The organism is Heliomicrobium modesticaldum Ice1 (assembly GCF_000019165.1).
GTDB classification, from domain to species: domain Bacteria; phylum Bacillota; class Desulfitobacteriia; order Heliobacteriales; family Heliobacteriaceae; genus Heliomicrobium; species Heliomicrobium modesticaldum.
Genome location: NC_010337.2, coordinates 1,051,423 through 1,070,518, shown reverse-complemented (window position 1 = coordinate 1,070,518; position 19,096 = coordinate 1,051,423). Strand labels below are relative to the sequence as shown.

The 19,096-nt window shown below is 50.5% G+C and carries 13 protein-coding genes and 1 tRNA gene; 7 read left to right on the top strand and 7 right to left on the bottom strand.

Annotated features, from left to right (window positions below):
• Positions 1-109: 109 nt before the first annotated feature.
• Together HM1_RS04760 and spoIIR are read left to right on the top strand one after the other, a co-directional pair.
• Positions 110-1,276 carry an ABC transporter substrate-binding protein gene (locus tag HM1_RS04760; protein WP_012282163.1) on the top strand — a complete coding sequence of 389 codons (1,167 nt, stop codon included), beginning with the start codon at positions 110-112 and terminating at the stop codon, positions 1,274-1,276.
• 123 nt (positions 1,277-1,399) lie between these two features.
• On the top strand, positions 1,400-2,035 hold the full coding sequence (gene spoIIR, locus HM1_RS04755) for a stage II sporulation protein R (protein ID WP_049754043.1): 636 nt from the start codon (positions 1,400-1,402) through the stop codon (positions 2,033-2,035).
• Positions 2,036-2,279: 244 nt separating this feature from the next.
• Here spoIIR and HM1_RS04750 read toward each other — a convergent pair whose 3' ends face one another.
• The gene (locus HM1_RS04750; RefSeq protein WP_012282161.1) at positions 2,280-3,506 is read right to left on the bottom strand and encodes an ISL3 family transposase; all 1,227 of its coding nucleotides are present in this window, start codon (positions 3,504-3,506) and stop codon (positions 2,280-2,282) included.
• Positions 3,507-3,680: 174 nt separating this feature from the next.
• Complete coding sequence (locus tag HM1_RS04745; RefSeq protein WP_012281187.1) at positions 3,681-5,303, bottom strand: IS1182-like element ISHmo2 family transposase; 1,623 nt, start codon at positions 5,301-5,303, stop codon at positions 3,681-3,683.
• Between the two features lie 406 nt (positions 5,304-5,709).
• On the opposite strand from HM1_RS04745, the gene HM1_RS04740 reads away from it, so the two are divergent.
• Complete coding sequence (locus HM1_RS04740; protein WP_012282160.1) at positions 5,710-7,203, top strand: P-loop ATPase, Sll1717 family; 1,494 nt, start codon at positions 5,710-5,712, stop codon at positions 7,201-7,203.
• Between the two features lie 95 nt (positions 7,204-7,298).
• Positions 7,299-8,660, top strand: coding sequence for a transposase (locus HM1_RS15090; RefSeq protein ID WP_012281426.1), 1,362 nt, complete (start codon positions 7,299-7,301; stop codon positions 8,658-8,660).
• Positions 8,661-9,156: 496 nt separating this feature from the next.
• On the opposite strand, the gene HM1_RS04730 is transcribed toward HM1_RS15090, so the two are convergent.
• The 3 genes from HM1_RS04730 to HM1_RS04720 form a co-directional block, all read right to left on the bottom strand.
• Entirely contained in the window at positions 9,157-10,533 is a 1,377-nt protein-coding gene (locus HM1_RS04730; RefSeq protein WP_187147810.1) for an IS4 family transposase, read from the bottom strand.
• Positions 10,534-10,850: 317 nt separating this feature from the next.
• Positions 10,851-11,735, bottom strand: coding sequence for an IS3 family transposase (locus HM1_RS04725; protein ID WP_012282158.1), 885 nt, complete (start codon positions 11,733-11,735; stop codon positions 10,851-10,853).
• A 50-nt stretch (positions 11,736-11,785) separates the two neighbouring features.
• A complete protein-coding gene (locus HM1_RS04720) occupies positions 11,786-12,112 on the bottom strand; it encodes a transposase (protein ID WP_012281778.1) in 327 nt (108 codons plus the stop codon).
• Between the two features lie 173 nt (positions 12,113-12,285).
• On the opposite strand from HM1_RS04720, the gene HM1_RS04715 reads away from it, so the two are divergent.
• Positions 12,286-12,383: transfer RNA gene (locus HM1_RS04715), tRNA-Sec, on the top strand.
• Between the two features lie 121 nt (positions 12,384-12,504).
• Here HM1_RS04715 and ltrA (HM1_RS04710) read toward each other — a convergent pair.
• The gene (ltrA, locus tag HM1_RS04710; RefSeq protein ID WP_012282157.1) at positions 12,505-13,932 is read right to left on the bottom strand and encodes a group II intron reverse transcriptase/maturase; all 1,428 of its coding nucleotides are present in this window, start codon (positions 13,930-13,932) and stop codon (positions 12,505-12,507) included.
• Positions 13,933-14,389: 457 nt separating this feature from the next.
• Positions 14,390-15,817, bottom strand: coding sequence for a group II intron reverse transcriptase/maturase (gene ltrA, locus HM1_RS04705; protein ID WP_012281204.1), 1,428 nt, complete (start codon positions 15,815-15,817; stop codon positions 14,390-14,392).
• 566 nt (positions 15,818-16,383) lie between these two features.
• Here ltrA (HM1_RS04705) and HM1_RS04700 point away from each other — a divergent pair.
• Positions 16,384-17,928 carry a spore germination protein gene (locus HM1_RS04700; protein WP_187147809.1) on the top strand — a complete coding sequence of 515 codons (1,545 nt, stop codon included), beginning with the start codon at positions 16,384-16,386 and terminating at the stop codon, positions 17,926-17,928.
• Entirely contained in the window at positions 17,925-19,094 is a 1,170-nt protein-coding gene (locus tag HM1_RS04695; protein WP_041313347.1) for a Ger(x)C family spore germination protein, read from the top strand. The genes HM1_RS04700 and HM1_RS04695 overlap by 4 nt, the downstream gene beginning before the upstream one ends.
• Positions 19,095-19,096: the final 2 nt, after the last annotated feature.

Below are 19,096 nucleotides of genomic sequence, written 5' to 3'. Positions count from 1 at the left end.
AGCGCTTGTTGATCGCAAGAAAGGCGCCCCTTATGGCAAATACATGGAAAATACTGTAATATCACAAGGAGATGGGACATACCCTCATTCATAGAAGGAGGGTTGTCCCATGCTTTTTTTATCGCGCCGTTCGATCATCACCATCTTCGGACTCCTCTTCCTCGTCCCGGGGCTTCTCTATGTCGGTTGGATCAAAACGATGGCCGCGCTGGCGACGGCGAAAATGGGGTCGTCCCCTATCGTTTTGGCCGTGGCGGTCGAATTGTCTGGTCCTGTTGGCCCTTGGGGGCAGGCCGCCTTCAAAGGCATTCAGATGGCCGTCGACGAGGCGAACAGCCAGGGAGGCATCGAAGGGCATCCCGTTCAGACCATCTCCGTTGACGCCAGCGATGGTACGGGGTTGGCCGGCTTTTCCGAACAGGCGCAAAAAAAGGGCGTCGCCGCCGTGATCGGCCCAGTGACGCCGTCGAAGGCGGAGGCGCTCGTCAAGGCCGGCCTGTCGGTCCCCTTGATCAGCCTGGCCAGTGCGCCTTCCGTGCCCAGCCTCGGCGACAAGGTGCTTCAAGGGAGCTATGACGACCGGCAGCAGGGGACGGCGGCGGCCCACTATGCGGCGCGCGTCTGGAGCAAAAAGGCGGCCCTCGTGGTCGAGGAAAAGAGCGCCTACGCTCAGTCGCTGGCCAAGTCCTTCCGGGAGGCCTATGAAGCCAAAGGCGGCAAGATAGTCAAAAGTCTGACCTACCAGCGGGGACAGCAGGATTTCAGCGCCCTTTTGAAACAACTGACCCAGGCAGACCCCGAGGTGATCTACCTTCCCGGCTATGCAAAAGAAGGGAAGGCCTTTTTGCAGCAGGCCCGCCAGAAAGGCCTTCAGACGCCGATCATCGGCGGCGACGGGCTGGAGTCGGTGGCCAAGGAGATCGCCGGCAAAGGAAAAGAAGCCTGGCAGTGGCGTCTTTACTACACGACGCCCAACTTCATCCCCACCGGCGAAGCAGCCGCCTTTGTCCAGTCTTATCAACGCCGCTACGGCGAACTGCCCCAGCCGATGGCCCTCTGGGCCTATGACGCCACCCGTGGGATCTTGAAGGGTCTGCGCTCCCCCGAGGTCCGCACCAACCCCGACGCCCTGATCCGCCAGATGGCCGGTGCCGGATGGCAAGTTGCCGGCGGGCAGATGCAGATCAGCGAGGATCGGTACGCGTTGCGGCCCATGGCGATCATGGAGACGGAACCGGAACTGCGCCTCGTCGAGGTGATCCCCGCCGGGCAGTGAGAAGGACGCTGAGAAAAATTAAAGTGACTTCCGTATCGAAAAGTGAATCGGATGTTTATCGAAGGGCGCGACCCGGCAAGACTACCTCCTGGATGGAACCAATCCATGAAGGAGGAGAACCGCTTGGCTCGAAGGCCCTTTTCTCCTGCCTTCCGGCTCCTGACCCTTTTCACCCTCCTCGTTGCCTTTTGTGGCGGAGTGGCCTTCTATCTACCGCACTTGGAGGCCCGTGAAGCTTCGCCGCTGCCGCTGTTGCGCCTGCACGTGGTCGCCCCCTCGGACGACCCGGCAGACCAAGCGCTCAAACTGAAAGTCCGCGACGAGATCCTGGCTTATGTCGATCCCCTGCTGGCGGACTGCCATTCAGTCGAAGAATCGCGCGAACAGGTCCTGGCGCACCTGGATGAGATCCAAAAATGCGCCGCATCGGTCATCACGCAAGCCGGCTATGACTACACCGTTACCTCTGAGGTGGGCCGCTTCCACTTTCCGGCCAAGGTCTACGGCCACCTGAAAGCCCCTGCCGGGGAGTATGAAGCCCTGCGAGTGGTCATCGGCGGTGGACAAGGCGCCAACTGGTGGTGTGTCCTCTATCCGCCCCTCTGCCTCAGCGACCGCACCGGCACGGTTGCCTCGGAGAACGCTGCGACTGCCCCGGCCATATACGCCATCGAATCGGTCAGTCCCAACGGCGGCGAACCGAACATCGAGGTCCGCTCGAAGCTCTGGGACATGATCACAAGAACAGAAAAACCCTGAAGCGAATGAACTGCTTCAGGGTTTTCTTTCGATCCCTATTAGGTCGCCATGGCTGGGTATGTAGACCCACAAAGGCCGTCACCGACACGTTTTCCAACCTTGCACTCGCAAGTGGGCGCCTCGCCGCCAGCGTTTGCCGTCCCGTCTCAGCGGGCATGACAGCGACCGGCATGATCCAGCTCCCGTAATGAAAACTGGCTCTTCGCTGTTTTGTGTGGGTGAACATTTGTTTGCTAAAATTGTATCAAGTGTTCGCCGGTGCTACGGAAATATCAAGCCCACCCGCAACCAGGTATATAATGGAGATAAAGTTGCGTACTGAGCGGTACCCGCGCGCTTTACGCTTGGCTGCTTGAATCAAGCTATTGATTCCTTCTTGTAATCCGTTTGTGATGTTAGAGACAAACCAGCGCAGGATGCCCTTCTCATGTCGTTTCATGGTCTTTGCGACTTCTTTCATAGGCGCTAACCGACTATGGGTGGCCCAGAAGTACCATTTCTTAAAGAACATCGGTGCGTCCATAGGATCTTTTTCGTACATTTCTTGGAAGGTAAGTCGAAGCTGATATGCCTTGGCGGTCTTTGAGTTACGTTTGGTCAGCACATCCTCCATGATCGCTTTTTGCTTCATCGTTAAATTCTTTTTGTTTTTAAGCCAAATATAACGAGTTCCTTTTAATTCCGGCATTGTCTTTTGCTCTTCACGTCGAACTTGGTCCACCGCTTCGTTGATTAGCTTGATCACATGGAACTTGTCAAAGGTTATCGCTGCTTCCGGGAGATGGTTTTCCACTCCGGAAATAAAGGCCGGGGACATGTCCATGCAAACATCGGTAATATTCTCTGTACAACCCCCGTGGGATTGAAAATCTTCTTTGAACTTAGGAAGTACATCAGCGCCTTTTCCCTCTGTTGCGAATATCACTCGCCGGGTGTCGGCATCAATAACCATAGAGATGTACTTATGCCCTTTCGCCCGAGCCGTCTCGTCGATGCTAATTTTCTCGACGGTCGACAGGTTTTCTTTTCGGCGAGCTTTATGAACATAGTGGTGGAGGATTCGCCACAGTAGAGAGTCATGTTCGTGAACAATTCGCGCGACTGATTTAACAGGCATTTCTTTCATGAGTGTCATCACATAGGCCTCAAAGAGCAGGGTGAATCCACTGCCCGGCCGACTCCACGGCACCGTTACCTGACGGACTGCCCCGCATCGGTCGCATTTCGTTCGAGGAACAGATGCATGGATAAAGGTCTTGTGCTGAAAGAAGTTCAGGTGTCTCCAAGATCTCTCCTTTGTATCGTGGGCTTTGCAGCCAGCTTCAGCACAAGCTGGGCAAGCAAATGAGCTTCCGGGTACGAAGTCGATCGTAATATGAAGTTCTTGGGCCTCGGCGTTAAACCGGGCTTCAGAGACAAACCATGGTGGGGTTAAGCCGAGGGCTAATTGGAATAAATCTTTGTTGTTCATAGCTCCATTTTATCATTTCTGTGAGGCCGTCTAGAAAATAAGCAAATTCCCTAGCCAGCCCTTGCAAAAGCATGATTTTTTAATACAAACAGCAAAAAACTAGAGTCTTTTTATCGGTCTCACCGGCCCTTTTTGAGGATTTTCCTCAAAAAGGGCAGATCTCCCCCTTGCACCTTATGCGGCTTTTTTGAAAGCAACACCGCGTAAGGCACTCACCTCCAACACCATGGTTGCATTCTTATCATTTCGTAGACGGTTGAGTTTTTGAAAGTTCGCCGCTAACGCGCTGAGCCGGGCGGCATAAGCCAGATTTCGTTTTCCGATACGGCGAACCCGGCGCAGTCCGTAACGGTTGACCAGTTCATTTTGCTTGGCTTCGATGCGGCTGCGAAGACGCATCTGTTCCTTATAGATTTTCGTTTGGGAGTGCTTTGCCGCCTCGAGCATGACACCATAGGCGTTGTGAATAAAAATCGTGCGCCGATGTTTCTTTTCTTTAAAACAGGTCGTGTAACGAGGGCAGTGCTTGCAATCATGGTCCTTGGCGCGAAGCACGAAGTTCTTCCCATCTGCCACTTCCGAATAGGTGGTGATGACTTTTCCTCTCGGGCAGATCAGTTGTGTTTGGTCTTCGGAAACTTGAAATCCCTCGCCCGCGAGGATATCACATTTTGTCTTTGGTGAAAGTGGCGCCACTACGTCAATGCCTTTTTCCTTGAGGGTGACACGGTCATCGCCCGCACCATAGTGGGTATCTCCAATGATCGTCGGGTTTTCTACACAATCGGTGGGAAGCTGATCCGCTAACGGCACCAGACTGGAGCCGTCATAGTCGTTGGCTTTCATGGCCTCGGCGGCGGCGATAAATCCGGAATTTCCGACTTCGACGATGGCCATCTTATACCCGCGCCATTTCGTCTTGCCCTTACAACCGAAACGGGCTTCGCTGTCTACAGCCGAAACTATCATATCTTTGACAGAACCGCCGGGGGCTATCTCAAGAGTTCCATCATCTTTCCGAATGATTCGTTCACGGAGGATACGGCAAAGCAAAAGGGCGTAATGAATGACATCGGGCTTCTTCTTCCACGAAGCCTCCGATGACTCCACGTAGGCCAGCAGTTCGTCAGCCTCGCTGACCACTTCAACAAGCCGTTCCATTTTGGCCTTATCGTCCAGGTTATGCTCTTTCACTTCCGTCACTGTTTCCAGGTAACGTACCGCCCGAGGGGCATGGGGGATTGCATGCCATGGAACACTGTATTGCTTCGCCAAAAGACGCACCAACAGGCGCATGGCTTGGCGGATCAGTTCGATGGTCGTGGGGGCACTGATGGGAGCTATGACATGGGTCGTGTCCGTTATCCAAGGTTCTTTCCCTGTCAAAACGCCCAGGTAGTACATCAACCGGATAAAGCGATCGAGATAGACCTTATCAAGTTCCTTTTGGATGAGCCGTTGCCGGTGGACGCCAAAATTGGCGTGATCAATGCCCGGTTCATCGAGGGCCATTCCTAACGCAAACTTGACCTCGATGTTCACACGTGTCTGTGCTTCCATCCCCCGGTCTGTTTCGCCCAGCATTTCCTGTAACATGCAGGCCATCGTCATCTGCCGGGCCGCATGACTGGGACGTCCGTTGTCAAGGCAATAGAGACCTGTAAAATCCTCCGGTTGTATTAATAGGGGCGCCAATTCACGAAACAGGCGAAAGACGGAATCGGCAGGCACAAGTTGGTCCCAGAGGGCTGCAAAGTCGTAAAAGCTAACTTGGGGGTCCACATCGAATCGAAACAAGGTACATCGCCTCGCTATAAACAGTCTTTGTACCTATATCCTTCGACGCGAAGAGTCGAATTCCCTTTAAATTCCACCAATTTCCATATAAAAACGTCTTGCTTTTTGCCCTCTCTTGAGGGGGTTTTTAGACAGACTCTCTGTAATTGCCAACCCACACAAAATAGCGAGGAACCTGAAAACTTATCGATTGAAAACATTAATCGGCAACGCACCCAGCAGGTGTCGCCGGAACCGTTCCGGCAAAATGTATTCTACCCAAAAGAGCGGGGATTGTCACTAGGAGGTCGATGGAAATAAAAATAGTATTCAGCTCAGTAAAATTAATTATAATCGACACAATTCGACGTGAAGTCATTAAAATCCATGTTATTATAAGAAAACAAATTTATTTGGGGGAATATCAATGATTGTTAATTCAAGGACAAAATCTGAGGAGTTTTCAACTATTGATTTTGGAGACATTGATGGATTATACGACAAAAATTTATATCGATATTTTTTAGATGAAAACTATTGGGAAAATATTGTTGAAAAAGATGTCTTTTTTGTTATTGGAAGAAAAGGAACTGGTAAATCTGCTATCTATAATTGGATCTATTCACAACAAAGTAACAGAGGGGCGTTAGTATCAAACTTGTCTTTTAAGGAATTTCCTTTTGAAAAATTGTTAAAATTAAGTGATGATAATTTTTCAAAACCAAATCAATACCAAAGTATTTGGAGAAATATAATTTTATCTGAAATTGCAAAACAAATTGTTACGGATTCAACAAGCATTGTAGATACTGCATTTAAACAAATAAAAAATTATGTAGACCATGTTTTTGGGAAAGACATTAAAGATGTACATAAGCAAATTACGCTAGGCACATCAAAGACAGCAAATGGATTAAAATTCCACGGTGAACACATGCATGAAAAAACCGAGCAAATTAATTACTCAGATGGATTTGATAATATTACCAAGGTAAATAGAATGTTATATGAAACAATTGTTGCTTATTTAAAGGTAAATTCAATTAATAGGTACATTGTTCAATTTGACCAATTAGATGATAACTACACTGCGTACACTAACACAGATAGTTATTTTCAGGCTCTAATTAGTTTATTTAAAACAATATATGACATAGACCAAAGTTTTAGAGGTATGGATATACCAGTCAAAGCCATTGCATATTTAAGGTCTGATATTTTCAATTCATTTAACAACTACGATGCGGAAAGTGCCCGATGGGACCAATTTAAATACTTTTTAAATTGGTCTATTGTTAATAGAACAGACTGGAATAATCCTCGCCTACTTCAATTGATTAACAAAAGAATTACAAATAGCATTCCAAAATTAGAGAACACCAATGCATTTAGTGATTACTTTTTTAATCAACAAAATATTTATATATTAGAAAACGGAAACGCACAACAGGTGTTTAAATATATTATTCACAGAACTTTTCATAGACCTAGGGATTTTATGCAATTTTGTATTAAAATTCAGCAAGAATTAAACCAAAACAAAAGATTGGATTATCGAACAATACTAAATGCAGAAAAAGAATATTCATTATGGTTATTATCTGAAGTAGCAAATGAATTGTCTCCAAAAGTAAAAAGTTTAGATTCGCTTTATGAACTCTTAAGGTTATTTGGTAGAAATACCTTTTCTATTACTGATTTCAAATCCAAGTACACTCGTTATGAGGGAGAAATAATGCTGGATTCCGAAAAATTATTAAAGTTATTATATAGTTTTGGGTTAATTGCAAATGTTAATTATAGTTCTAGGGAACGCAGAACCCACGCATCTTTAATAAAAAAGTCTGCTAATCCCCTGTCTGAGGCGCTGTTGGAGAATTGTCATGAAAACGCGACAATTCCCACGGGAAAATGGATGTAATTAGATTAATTTCCAGAAAATTTTAAAGGATTCCCGTTACCTTTGTCGAAGTGAGTGGTTGCAAAGCAAAACACTGAACAAAGGGGGAATCCTCAGTGCAAAGCGTAGCACAGCCACTCGAAGAAGTCCAGAAAATTTTTTGTAGAACACCTGGTGGAAAAAAAGCGGGCCGACTAATTCAACATTTTACGCAGTACGCCTCAAAGGTATATGGCTTTTCGCAGATGGTCCGTCAAGCAAAGGATGGTCGCAAACAACCCCGTATCAAAGCCCCAGCCATTTTTACCGTCGCTTTTTTTGGCGCCTTTTTCTGTATGGAAAGTATGGAGCAGATGGACCGTTGGCAAAAAACCGGGGTATTCCGTCAATTGGTTCCCAAAAACATTCGATTGCCATCACATGATACGGTGCGACAAGCCTTGATGAAATGGGATCTAAAAGAGCAACGAAAGCAGCATAACTGTGTGATCCAGCGATATAAGGAGCAACGCGGCCCGCAGAAGGAAAGCATCAATGGTTGGCGAGTGACTGCCATCGATGGCGTGGAGTTATTCCACACCAAGGCCTATCGTTGTCCCGAATGCCTTACGCGCGAACACCGCGACAAAACCACCGACTATTATCATGCGGTCGTAGTCGCTCAACAGGTTGGCGGCAACGCGAACCTGATTTATGACTGGGAAATGCGAAAGCCTCAGGATGGGGTGGACAAGGATGAAGGAGAAACCACCGTCGCCCAACGATTGATCCGACGTATGGCCGAGACCTATGGAAAAATAACGGATGTATACACGTTAGACGCGCTGTTTGCCAAAGCACCCGTCATTCATGCCGCTCTGGATGCAGGCGCTCATGTAGTTGTTCGCATGAAAGAAGAACGTCGACGGATAATGAAAGAGGCAAATGCCTGCTTTGCGAACCGGCTTCCGGACTCCACTTGGGAAGAAAGAGATGGAAAAGGGAATACCGTTTACGTTCAAGCTTGGGACGAAGAGGGATTGGCACAATGGCCGCAAGTTCGCGTGCCCATGCGAATCGTAAAAATCATTCGTCATACCAACAAGACAGTCATCGAAGCAAACAAAGAAGTCTTTGTCACTGATGTGGTGGAGCGCTGGATAGCAACCACATGCTCATCCGAAAAAGCGGATACCCAGACGATCGCACAAATTGCCGCCGCTCGTTGGGATATTGAGAATATTGGATTTCGCAACCTTAAGACGTTCAACGCCTTGGACCACTGCTTCGTGCACGATTCGGTGGCGATCAAAGCGATGATCGGATTTCAAGTGCTGGCTTTTAATCTTAAGCGATTGTTTTTCTTTCACCACCTCCCTGCCTCTCGTCATCGAGATGTGCCGCTTCGATATCTCATTGATGAGATGCGCGAAGCGACGAGGTGGGTATCTTTACATCTATATCGTTGGGTCTGGGAGTGGGGCTTATCTACTGCCTAGCTGACCAAGGGTGAAAGGGTGGGATTGCCTATCGAAGCACTGGTATAAACAAGGTGTTTTTTTCCATAAACTTGCGTAGGATAAATGCAACTGTCGACTGGATAATTTAAACATTTAAAGAGAGAATTGGTATCGCCATTAAATCGGTTAACCGTAAGAGGTCGCTCATTTGCTTGGTGCTATTTCGATTGCGTAGGTTCTGTAGGGAACGGGAACTGTACTCAATAATCAGAAACGATAGATCTGTGTTTAACAGAGACTTAAGAATTTTACTGCACCCAGGGTTTTATCAAGGTTTGTATGTTTCGAAGTTTATGAAAGGATAGTTAATAATAAGCGATATTAAGAAGAATTTAAAACACAAAAGAAGGATAATAGCGATTCCTTCTTTTGTGTTTTAAGATAACAGCTATATTTTTTTTAGTAGTGTTATAATAAGAAGAAGAAACTTAGTATTTTTAGTTACTCAACTTTCGCAGTTGACAAAAGTGAAAAATCATGCGGCCCGAATGCATAACCTATTTTTTAACGATAAGGGTAATTTATCCATAAACGAATCAATTAATTGACCTATAACGGCGTCAGAAAGAAAGAGATTTTCTCTAAGCGTCTGGGTAAGCAAGTCAATGATCATAAAAAACGCACGTGAAAATTCCAGATCGGCGACTTCATCACAGTACAGGTAGAATAGTTCGCCATGAGCACGACTATCGTTCTGTTCACGGTTTTCCACAGTGAGGAGCATATGACGCAGGAAAACCATCGCGGTATGAGCCACCATCGCGTCATAGGTTCGAGATTGACATTCTTTTGCGAGACCCAAAAAAGACTTACACGCCTTGAAAAAGACTTCAATGTCCCATCGGAGTCCGTAAACTCGGATGACTTCTTCTTCGGAAATCGCTGTATCTGTAGTGAGAAGGGCCAACCATTCCCGTTTTCCGCCGTTTCGGTTTCGGACAAATACCACACGAGCCGGTAATCCATAATAGGAGACAAGTACGGATGAAATGTATGCTTTATTTCGGGTTTGCCGACCGATCGCTTGATACAAGTCGGATAGACGATACTCCTTACCTTCATAACCGTATACGATATGAGGCATGTCTTTTAACATGCAGATTACGTGCCGTTGATGCTGACAAATGCCTTTAATCACATCGGGCCAGCTAAACCAACTATCAAAAAGGACATACTGAAAGTCCTGAACTTGGGTAAGAATTTGCTGAAACATTTCCAGCATTACTGCAGTGGCCGGTTGAATCGCTTGTTTCCGACGTGTTTCACCGTGTGAGCCTTTGGGGACGTCCGGTCCTTGCTCATACAGTCGATTTTTCTCCCTCGAAGAACTTAACAGGGCAAAGGATAATGGAACGAAGGAAGCACCATCGGTCCACCCTGCCGTTAACATTCGAAAACCCTTAAAATAACGACCTGTCACATGGTCCTTGACTCGCGCAAGCAGTTCCACTTTTTTGCTACGATCTCGAACGTAGGCGCTGTCGTCAAAGATGATGGCTTTCACTCGTTGCTCAGACGTTAACGTTTTAAACCATGCGGTTATAGTTGCCCCTAACGTCAAAAGAAAACCGATCCACTCCCACCGCGGGTCATTGAGTAAACGATAGGCTGTGTCTTTCGCAAAAGGAGGAATATTGTTTTGTGCTACCATGGTCCGGTACAGGTTTTTGTGAATAAATACCAACGTTAAGAGAAAATCTATAACGCATTCCACGGAAAAACCTTTTGTTTTAGTAATTCCGGCTTTTTGTAACAAACCGATAACTCCAAAACGTTGGATGAAGCGGGTTATTCTTGATACCTGTTGCTTTTCTTCTCCGATAACTGGTACACTAGAGGTCAAGCTAAGCACCTTTCCTTTCTCATAATTTTGGTGTGGTGACCTCATTATGCCAGAGAAAAGCGGTTCAACCCCCTAATTCTAGAGCGTAGACCCCTTATTCGCTGTTTTTCGTAGAGTCTCACAAAATTGACGATTGCGCTAATTCGGGGGGCTGCCGTCACCGCCTCTTACAGGGTCCTATACAGACCAACGTCTATCAAGGGCAAGGGCTTCGCCACGCCTTCGGCGTCCCTTGACAGACGTCGGCCTGTATAGGGAACGTCAATTAGGCGGTTGACGTCGGGCTTTGCGCTTTAGCCTGCCTGGTCTATAGTGCGGCACCTATGCTACAGTGTGACAATAAAAGCGGGTACGTTCCCATCCGCCAGCTGTCGACAAAACTCCGCAGGGGACATATTGTAGAGGCTGCCATGGATTCGCCTCTGGTTATAAAAGTCAATGTATTCTCCAACCACTTGGTAGGCGTCTTGGTAGGATTCAAAGGTATGCTTGATGTAGCACTCGCGTTCCAGATTTGCATGAAACGATTCGATATGGGCGTTTTTGTTCGGCGTCTTTGGGGGAATTCGTTCGTGTTCAACCTGGTATTGTTCGCACGTTTCCTCAAACACACGGCTGATAAACTGCGATCCATTGTCGGTTCGCACAATTGGCTTCTTTTCTTTTTCAAAGCAGTTTCGTTTCCACAACGCCCGTTTCAGCGTATTGGCTGCGTCAGCACCTTCACAATTTAACCCGATGTGGTAATCTACAATAGAGCGATCATAGACATCGATGAGCGACATGAGATAGAAGAAGCGATCTTCACCGGCGATGTAGCCGTATTTGATGTCCATCTCCCAGAGTTCGTTGGAGGCGGTAATGATTCGGTTGCGCGCCATCCGGCGCGGATGTTTGGCCTTGATCTGGCGTTGTGGCGATAGGATGTCTAACTCTTTGCATAGTCGATAGGTTTTTTTATGGTTGATGATCAACTGATGCTGTTTATGAAGGCAGATTCCCAGCTTTCGATATCCGTAGATGCTTTCTTCGCCAGCGATGAGTTCCATTAGGTATTCCTTAATTTGTTCATCGCTGATTCGCTTTCCGTCTTGTGTCCATGAATACCCTGGTTGCGGCCGTCCGCCATTGTTTGTGCGCTCTTTCGGTTCTCTCTGTAGACGTTGGCGCCGAGCGTAGTAGGTGGCTTCGTGAATGCCGATGACACGCAAGATAAAGGCATTGCTGGCTTCCTCCCGAGCTACCCATTCATCGGCAACTTCTAATTTTTCCGATAGCTCGGGTTCTTCTTTTTTATCAAATCTTGCAATATTTGGATTTCTAATGTCTTTTCGCCGAGTAGCTTTTTCAGTGCTATGTTTTCGGATTCCAATCGCTTAAATTCTTGTGCGGACGGCACATACGGAGCAATTTGTTTTGCGTCCGCCGGTGCTTCTTGGAAGCCCTTGTGCTGTGATTCTCGAATCCAGTAATACAGCCGTTTCGGATCGATCCCATGTCGGCGGGCCACTTGTGTTGCATTTCCCGCTTCCATGGCTTCTTGGATCAGCTGTTCCTTCAGTTCTTTTGGGTATCGATTTCGTCTCATGTTCTTGACCCCTCCATGTGTTCTCATTGTAGCCCACTAGGGGGTCTTTGCTCAAATTCAATTAGGGGGCTTGATAGAAAGGATGCTTTGCTTTATTTTTGTCAAAATTTTAACTTATCACAGGTAACAACAGATTCGCAACTGCGAAAGTTGAGTTAGTTATAGAGTTTTTTGGGGGTGAATGAGGACTGGTGTCCTCCCTGGGCTTCAAACCCACGTGGCGCGCGGCCAACCCGGGCGCGGTAGGTTCGATTCCTACCCACTCCCGCCAATCAACGCATTCGCCGACATAAACAGCATAAAACCAGGTAGTGTAAGAAAGATCGAGTAGGAGGGGGTGATTAACCCCCGTCCTCTCACACCACCGTACGTACCGTTCGGTATACGGCGGTTCATGCTGGTTGACGATGAGATTGGTATGTTTCGACTAAACTGACTAAGCCCTGTTCCCGCCAGTAGGCGAGGCCAAGGGCTTTATTCATTTGCGGGGTCAAGGCCAGACGCCAATATCCTTTTCGTGAGCCGCTGATGTTGCATGCCCATTCCTCCGGAATGCCCAACGCCACTAAGTTTCGTCTTCGTGTCTTCGGGCGCTTCCATTGCTTGAGCAAGCACATCCGCAGTCGTCGGCGAAGCCACTCATCCAGCTCTTTAAGTACGCTTGGCGTATCAATGAGTCGAAAGTAGCCCATCCAGCCTTTCAGGTATTGGTTGAGGGTGTCCAGTCGGTCCTCCATCGCGATGCTTCGACTCCGCCCAGTGAACTGGCGAATCTTCTCTTTCACCCGTTTCACCGTTTGGGGGGCGAGCCGAATCTTTGCTGCCTTGTGCCACGTAAATGAAAACCCCAGAAACTTTCGGTTCCAGGGTCGGTCGACTGCGCTTTTCTCCCAGTTGACCTGCAGTTTTAGACGCCCTTCCAGAAACTTCGCCATACCCTCCATCACTCGTTGCCCTGCCCGTCGACTGCGGACGTAGACGTTACAGTCATCGGCGTACCGGCAGAAGCGATGTCCCCGGCTTTCCAGTGCCTTATCCAAATCATCCAGGATGATGTTCGCCAGCAAAGGGCTGAGTGGACCTCCCTGGGGTGTTCCTTCCTCGCTCTTCACACGAATCCCGTTGAGCATGACCCCGGCCTTGAGGTATTCTCGGATCAACTTCAAGATTCGTTTGTCCTTCACCTTGCGCGCTACGCGCGCCATGAGAATGTCGTGATTGACGCGATCAAAGAACTGGGCCAGGTCCATGTCAACCACCCATCGGTAGCCGTCGGCGATGTATTCCTTCGCTTTCTTCACCGCTTGGTGCGCAATCTTTCCCGGACGAAATCCGTAGCTGTTCGTGGAAAAGTCAGGGTCGAAGATCGGCATCAGGATCTGGTTCAGGGCCTGTTGGATCAGTCGATCGACGACAGTGGGAATGCCCAGCTTCCGTGTTCCGCCTTGGGGTTTGGGAATTTCAACCCGCCGGACCGGTTGCGGTCGATAGGTCCCCTCCAACAATTCCTGTTTAATGCGCGACCATTCCTCTTTTAGGTACGGGCGCAGGGATTCTAGCCCCATACCGTCGATTCCGGCCGCGCCTTTGTTGGCCATGACTCGCTTATACGCTTCCGTCATGTTCCCTCGTTCGACGACTTTCTCCATCAGGTCATACGTCTCTTCGCGGGGTTGCTTCGCTTCTTGTGCCGGTAACGCGCTCGGCACTCCACCGGTCCCCTGCGGATTCACCGCTTCCTCCCGTTGGCAGTTCCCTTTCGGGATATTCGGCTGTCTCTGCGCGTCACGCGAACGCATCGTCGCTTCCCCTTCCATCATGTTCGGTCCTTCATCTGGCCGGACGTCGGGCCAGCCTACTATGACCTCTGCTGACTCCTGCCGGTTCAGCCACGCCTTTCGGCGTGGTTTCCCAAGTTACTTGGTCCCCCGGCAGGCCTCCCCGGGGTAAGAACGTTGCCTTTCCCTCCATCTACCCGCCCCATTTACTCTCGGCAGCCTTCGGTGACAAGGACTTCGCTTTGTTCGGCAAGCTCATCCAACTGCCGCTAGCCTCACCTGGGGTTCGTGGTCCTCGGGCCGGAGGTTTGCCGCTGGCTTCCTTCAGATTCCGCCTCGCGGCGGACACCCTTGCCTTAAGCTAACGCCTACTGCCACCTTCGGCGTTCGGGACTTCCACCCTAGAGACAACGCCCATGCCGGGCGCACATCGAGTAGGAGGGGGTGATTAACCCCCGTCCTCTCACACCACCGTACGTACCGTTCGGTATACGGCGGTTCATGCTGGTTGACGATGAGATTGGTATGTTTCGACTAAACTGACTAAGCCCTGTTCCCGCCAGTAGGCGAGGCCAAGGGCTTTATTCATTTGCGGGGTCAAGGACAGACGCCAATATCCTTTTCGTGAGCCGCTGATGTTGCATGCCCATTCCTCCGGGATCCCCAACGCCACTAAGTTTCGTCTTCGTGTCTTCGGGCGCTTCCATTGCTTGAGCAGGCACATCCGCAGTCGTCGGCGAAGCCACTCATCCAACTCTTTAAGTACGCTTGGCGTGTCAATGAGTCGAAAGTAGCCCATCCAGCCTTTCAGGTATTGGTTGAGGGTGACCAGTCGGTCCTCCATCGCAATGCTTCGGTTCCGCCCAGTGAACTGGCGGATCTTCTCTTTCACCCGTTTCACCGTTTGGGGGGCGAGCCGAATCTTTGCTGCCTTATGCCACGTAAATGAAAACCCCAGAAACTTTCGGTTCCAGGGTCGGTCGACTGCGCTTTTCTCCCAGTTGACCTGCAGTTTTAACCGCCCCTCCAGAAACTTTGCCATACCCTCCATCACTCGTTGCCCTGCCCGTCGACTGCGGACGTAGACGTTACAGTCGTCGGCGTACCGGCAGAAGCGATGTCCCCGGCTTTCCAGTGCCTTATCCAAATCATCCAGGATGATGTTCGCCAGCAAAGGGCTGAGTGGACCTCCCTGGGGTGTTCCTTCCTCGCTCTTCACACGAATCCCGTTGAGCATGACCCCGGCCTTGAGGTATTCTCGGATCAACTTCAAGATTCGTTTGTCCTTCACCTTGCGCGCTACGCGCGCCATGAGAATGTCGTGATTGACGCGATCAAAGAACTGGGCCAGGTCCATGTCAACCACCCATCGGTAGCCGTCGGCGATGTATTCCTTCGCTTTCTTCACCGCTTGGTGCGCACTCTTTCCCGGACGAAATCCGTAGCTGTTCGTGGAAAAGTCAGGGTCGAAGATCGGCATCAGGATCTGGTTCAGGGCCTGTTGGATCAGTCGATCGACGACAGTGGGAATGCCCAGCTTCCGTGTTCCGCCTTGGGGTTTGGGAATTTCAACCCGCCGGACCGGTTGCGGTCGATAGGTCCCCTCCAACAATTCCTGTTTAATGCGCGACCATTCCTCTTTTAGGTACGGGCGCAGGGATTCTAGCCCCATACCGTCGATTCCGGCCGCGCCTTTGTTGGCCATGACTCGCTTATACGCTTCCGTCATGTTCCCTCGTTCGACGACTTTCTCCATCAGGTCATACGTCTCTTCGCGGGGTTGCTTCGCTTCTTGTGCCGGTAACGCGCTCGGCACTCCACCGGTCCCCTGCGGATTCACCGCTTCCTCCCGTTGGCAGTTCCCTTTCGGGATATTCGGCTGTCTCTGCGCGTCACGCGAACGCATCGTCGCTTCCCCTTCCATCATGTTCGGTCCTTCATCTGGCCGGACGTCGGGCCAGCCTACTATGACCTCTGCTGACTCCTGCCGGTTCAGCCACGCCTTTCGGCGTGGTTTCCCAAGTTACTTGGTCCCCCGGCAGGCCTCCCCGGGTAAGAACGTTGCCTTTCCCTCCATCTACCCGCCCCATTTACTCTCGGCAGCCTTCGGTGACAAGGACTTCGCTTTGTTCGGCAAGCTCATCCAACTGCCGCTAGCCTCACCTGGGGTTCGTGGTCCTCGGGCCGGAGGTTTGCCGCTGGCTTCCTTCAGATTCCGCCTCGCGGCGGACACCCTTGCCTTAAGCTAACGCCTACTGCCACCTTCGGCGTTCGGGACTTCCACCCTAGAGACAACGCCCATGCCGGGCGCACCGAACAAGCGCCATTCACATCGGGATGTGAATGGCGAGCTTGTTTTTTCTCCCGTCCATTTGAGAAGAACCGTCTTCAGTTTCTCCGAAGAGACGGGCTTGCTGAAAGGATGAGCGAGAGGCAAAGCTTGTAGTAAAGTCAATGTCAGAGGGTACACTAGCGGGGAAAGGGGGGCGTCCCGTGGATGAAAGGGGAACGGTGAGGCTCAGACGGTCTTTGCAGGCTTCAGCCGGTCAACTGCAGATACCGGATACCTTCAGCTGTTCCTACGACGAGAATATGAGGATATTAAAAAAGATTCTCGCCAACGATGACCTGATCATCTACCGTCCGCTGACGCTAGAAGGACAAGACAATCATCGCTGCTGTGTCGTCTATGTGGACGGTATGGTGGACAGCGATCTGCTCCATGAAAATGTGCTGACGCGACTGCAAGATGTCCGCTGGCAGCAGGTGCCTGACGACGAACTGCTGTCCCTGTTCGTGAAACGAATCATCAGCGCCGGAAATGTGACCACAGTAGCGAAGGTACGTCCGGCCATCCAGGCGCTCTTGTACGGCAATGTGCTCTTGGTCCTCGACAGCGCCGACGCTGTCATCCAGATCGAAGCGAAGGGCTGGGAGAAGCGCGCCATCAGCGAACCGGAGACGGAACGGGTCGTCCGGGGCCCTCGGGAAGGGTTCATCGAGAACATCGTGACCAACCTGGCCATGATTCGCCGCAAAGTGCCCAACCCAAACCTGAAGATGGTTTACCGGGAGATCGGAACGCGGACGAAGACAAAGATCTGCATCGTTTACCTGGAGGGCGTGAGCCGAAAAGAGTTGCTTGAAGAACTTCAGCGCCGCCTGGACAAGGTGCAACTGGACGGCATCTTAGAGGCGGAGTACATCATTGAGCTGATCCGCGACGCCCCGCTCTCCCCCTTTGAAACGCTTGGGACGACAGAACGGCCGGATACGGCGGTAGGAAAGCTATTGGAGGGCAGGATCCTCATCGTCGTCGACGGTTCCCCCTTCGTCATCACCCTGCCTTACCTCTTCATCGAATACTTCCAGGCAAACAAAGATTACTACGAAAATTTTTATTACAGCACTGTCAACCGGCTGCTGCGCTACCTGAGCTTCTTCTTGACGACAAGCACGCCTGCCATATTCGTAGCCCTGACCGCTTTCCATCAGGAGATGATCCCGACCCGGCTGTTGTTCAGCATCTCCGCCGCCAAAGAAGGCGTGCCCTTTCCTACGGTGGTCGAGGCCTTTTTGATGCTCACGGCTTTTCAAATCCTTCGGGAGGCGGGGATACGGTTGCCCTCCCCGGTCGGACAGGCCGTGAGCATCGTCGGGGCCCTGGTCCTGGGCGATGCGGCCGTGACGGCCAAGATCATCAGCGCGCCCATGGTCATCGTGGCGGCAGTGACGGGGATCACCAGTTTTATCGTCCCTGAAATGCCCGGCGTCGCCTTTTTGCTCAGCCTGTTTTTTTTGTTCGCCGCGTCCTTTCTTGGCTTATTCGGCTATATCTTCGCCGTAATCGCCTTGACCATCCACCTGGCCGGCATCCGCAGCTTCGGTGTCAATTACCTAGACAGCATCACGTCCATCCGGCTACAAGACCTGAAAGACACGGCCATCCGCGCCCCTTGGTGGTGGATGACTTATCGCCCGCGGCTGCTCACCCCCAATGACAAGCGGTTGGCCGATCCGGGGAGACCGAAACCATGAGTGCAGGCCTGCGCCTCTTTCTTCTCGTGGTCTGTCTGTGTCTCATCCTGCCGTCGGCCGGCTGCTGGAACTACAGGGAGATCCGCGAACTGGCCATCGTCGTCGGCGCCGCTTTTGATAAACAGGACGAAGGCATTCATCTGACTGTTGAACTGATGAGCACGAAAACGGGGGAGAAAACCGAAGGCAGCGGCACGCTGGGGATTCGTCCCCAGCGTTTCGAGAGCTACGGGAAAACGGTCTTTGAAGCGGTCAGAAACATGATCGCCAAGACAGGAAAAAGGCTCTACTGGAGTCATGCGAAGGCCTTCATCGTCAGCGAGGAAATGGCGAAAGACGGCATGATCCAGCTCATCGACTGGATCAACCGTGATGCCGAGGTTCGTCTACAGACATGGATCCTCGTTACGAGGGGCGAGAAGGCAAGTGACATTTTGAAGACCAAGTCAAAACTCTTCGACACGGTGTCGATGCAACTGGAGGAAGCATTGCGAAGATATAGTAACTCGGGGAAACTATTATCCAGCACGGTCGGCGATTTCGTGGAGGAAATGGAGTCACCCGGTATTGGGGCGACGGCTCCGCTCGTGCAAACGGCGGAAAACGCCGGTGATAAAATCCCTCAGATCGGGGGCACCGCTTTGTTTCGGGGCGAACGGCTGGTAGGATACTTAGATGCCGATCAGACGCGGAACCTGCTCTTTATCCGGGATCGGATGAAAGGGGGAGGGCTGATCGCCATCAGCACGGAAGAGCCGAAAACAAAGGTGAGCCTGGAAATCTACCGGAGCGATACGAAGCGTCAGTTACATGTGGAAGGCCATCGTCCCGTCATCGAGCTGACTGTGGAGCCTTTGGCCGATATTGCCGAGATATCGACTGAAAAAGATGTGATCAGCTTAGAAAAAAAAGAAGAACTGACAGAGAAAGCGAACAAGCAACTGGCACGAGAGCTTCAAGAGACGATCCGCGAGGTTCAGGAGAAGTATCAAACAGATGTCTTCGGTTTTGGACAGATGATTTATCGCAGACGCCCGGACTTATGGGAAGCCATCGAGCAGACGGGATGGGGGCGACTTTTTCCGGATCTGGAGGTTCGGACGATCGTCAATTTCAAGCTCAAAGGCAGCGCTCTCTTGTCAGAACCTACCAAAGTCGGTGAGTAGGA

Excerpts from the sequence above, each read along its gene's own strand:
- ltrA (WP_012281204.1), bottom strand. The coding sequence starts at position 15,817 with ATGATGGAAGGGGAAGCGACGATGCGTTCGCGTGACGCGCAGAGACAG.
- HM1_RS04720 (WP_012281778.1), bottom strand. The coding sequence starts at position 12,112 with ATGAGACGAAATCGATACCCAAAAGAACTGAAGGAACAGCTGATCCAA.
- HM1_RS04750 (WP_012282161.1), bottom strand. The coding sequence starts at position 3,506 with ATGAACAACAAAGATTTATTCCAATTAGCCCTCGGCTTAACCCCACCA.
- HM1_RS04760 (WP_012282163.1), top strand. The coding sequence starts at position 110 with ATGCTTTTTTTATCGCGCCGTTCGATCATCACCATCTTCGGACTCCTC.
- HM1_RS04740 (WP_012282160.1), top strand. The coding sequence starts at position 5,710 with ATGATTGTTAATTCAAGGACAAAATCTGAGGAGTTTTCAACTATTGAT.
- HM1_RS04695 (WP_041313347.1), top strand. The coding sequence starts at position 17,925 with ATGAGTGCAGGCCTGCGCCTCTTTCTTCTCGTGGTCTGTCTGTGTCTC.
- ltrA (WP_012282157.1), bottom strand. The coding sequence starts at position 13,932 with ATGATGGAAGGGGAAGCGACGATGCGTTCGCGTGACGCGCAGAGACAG.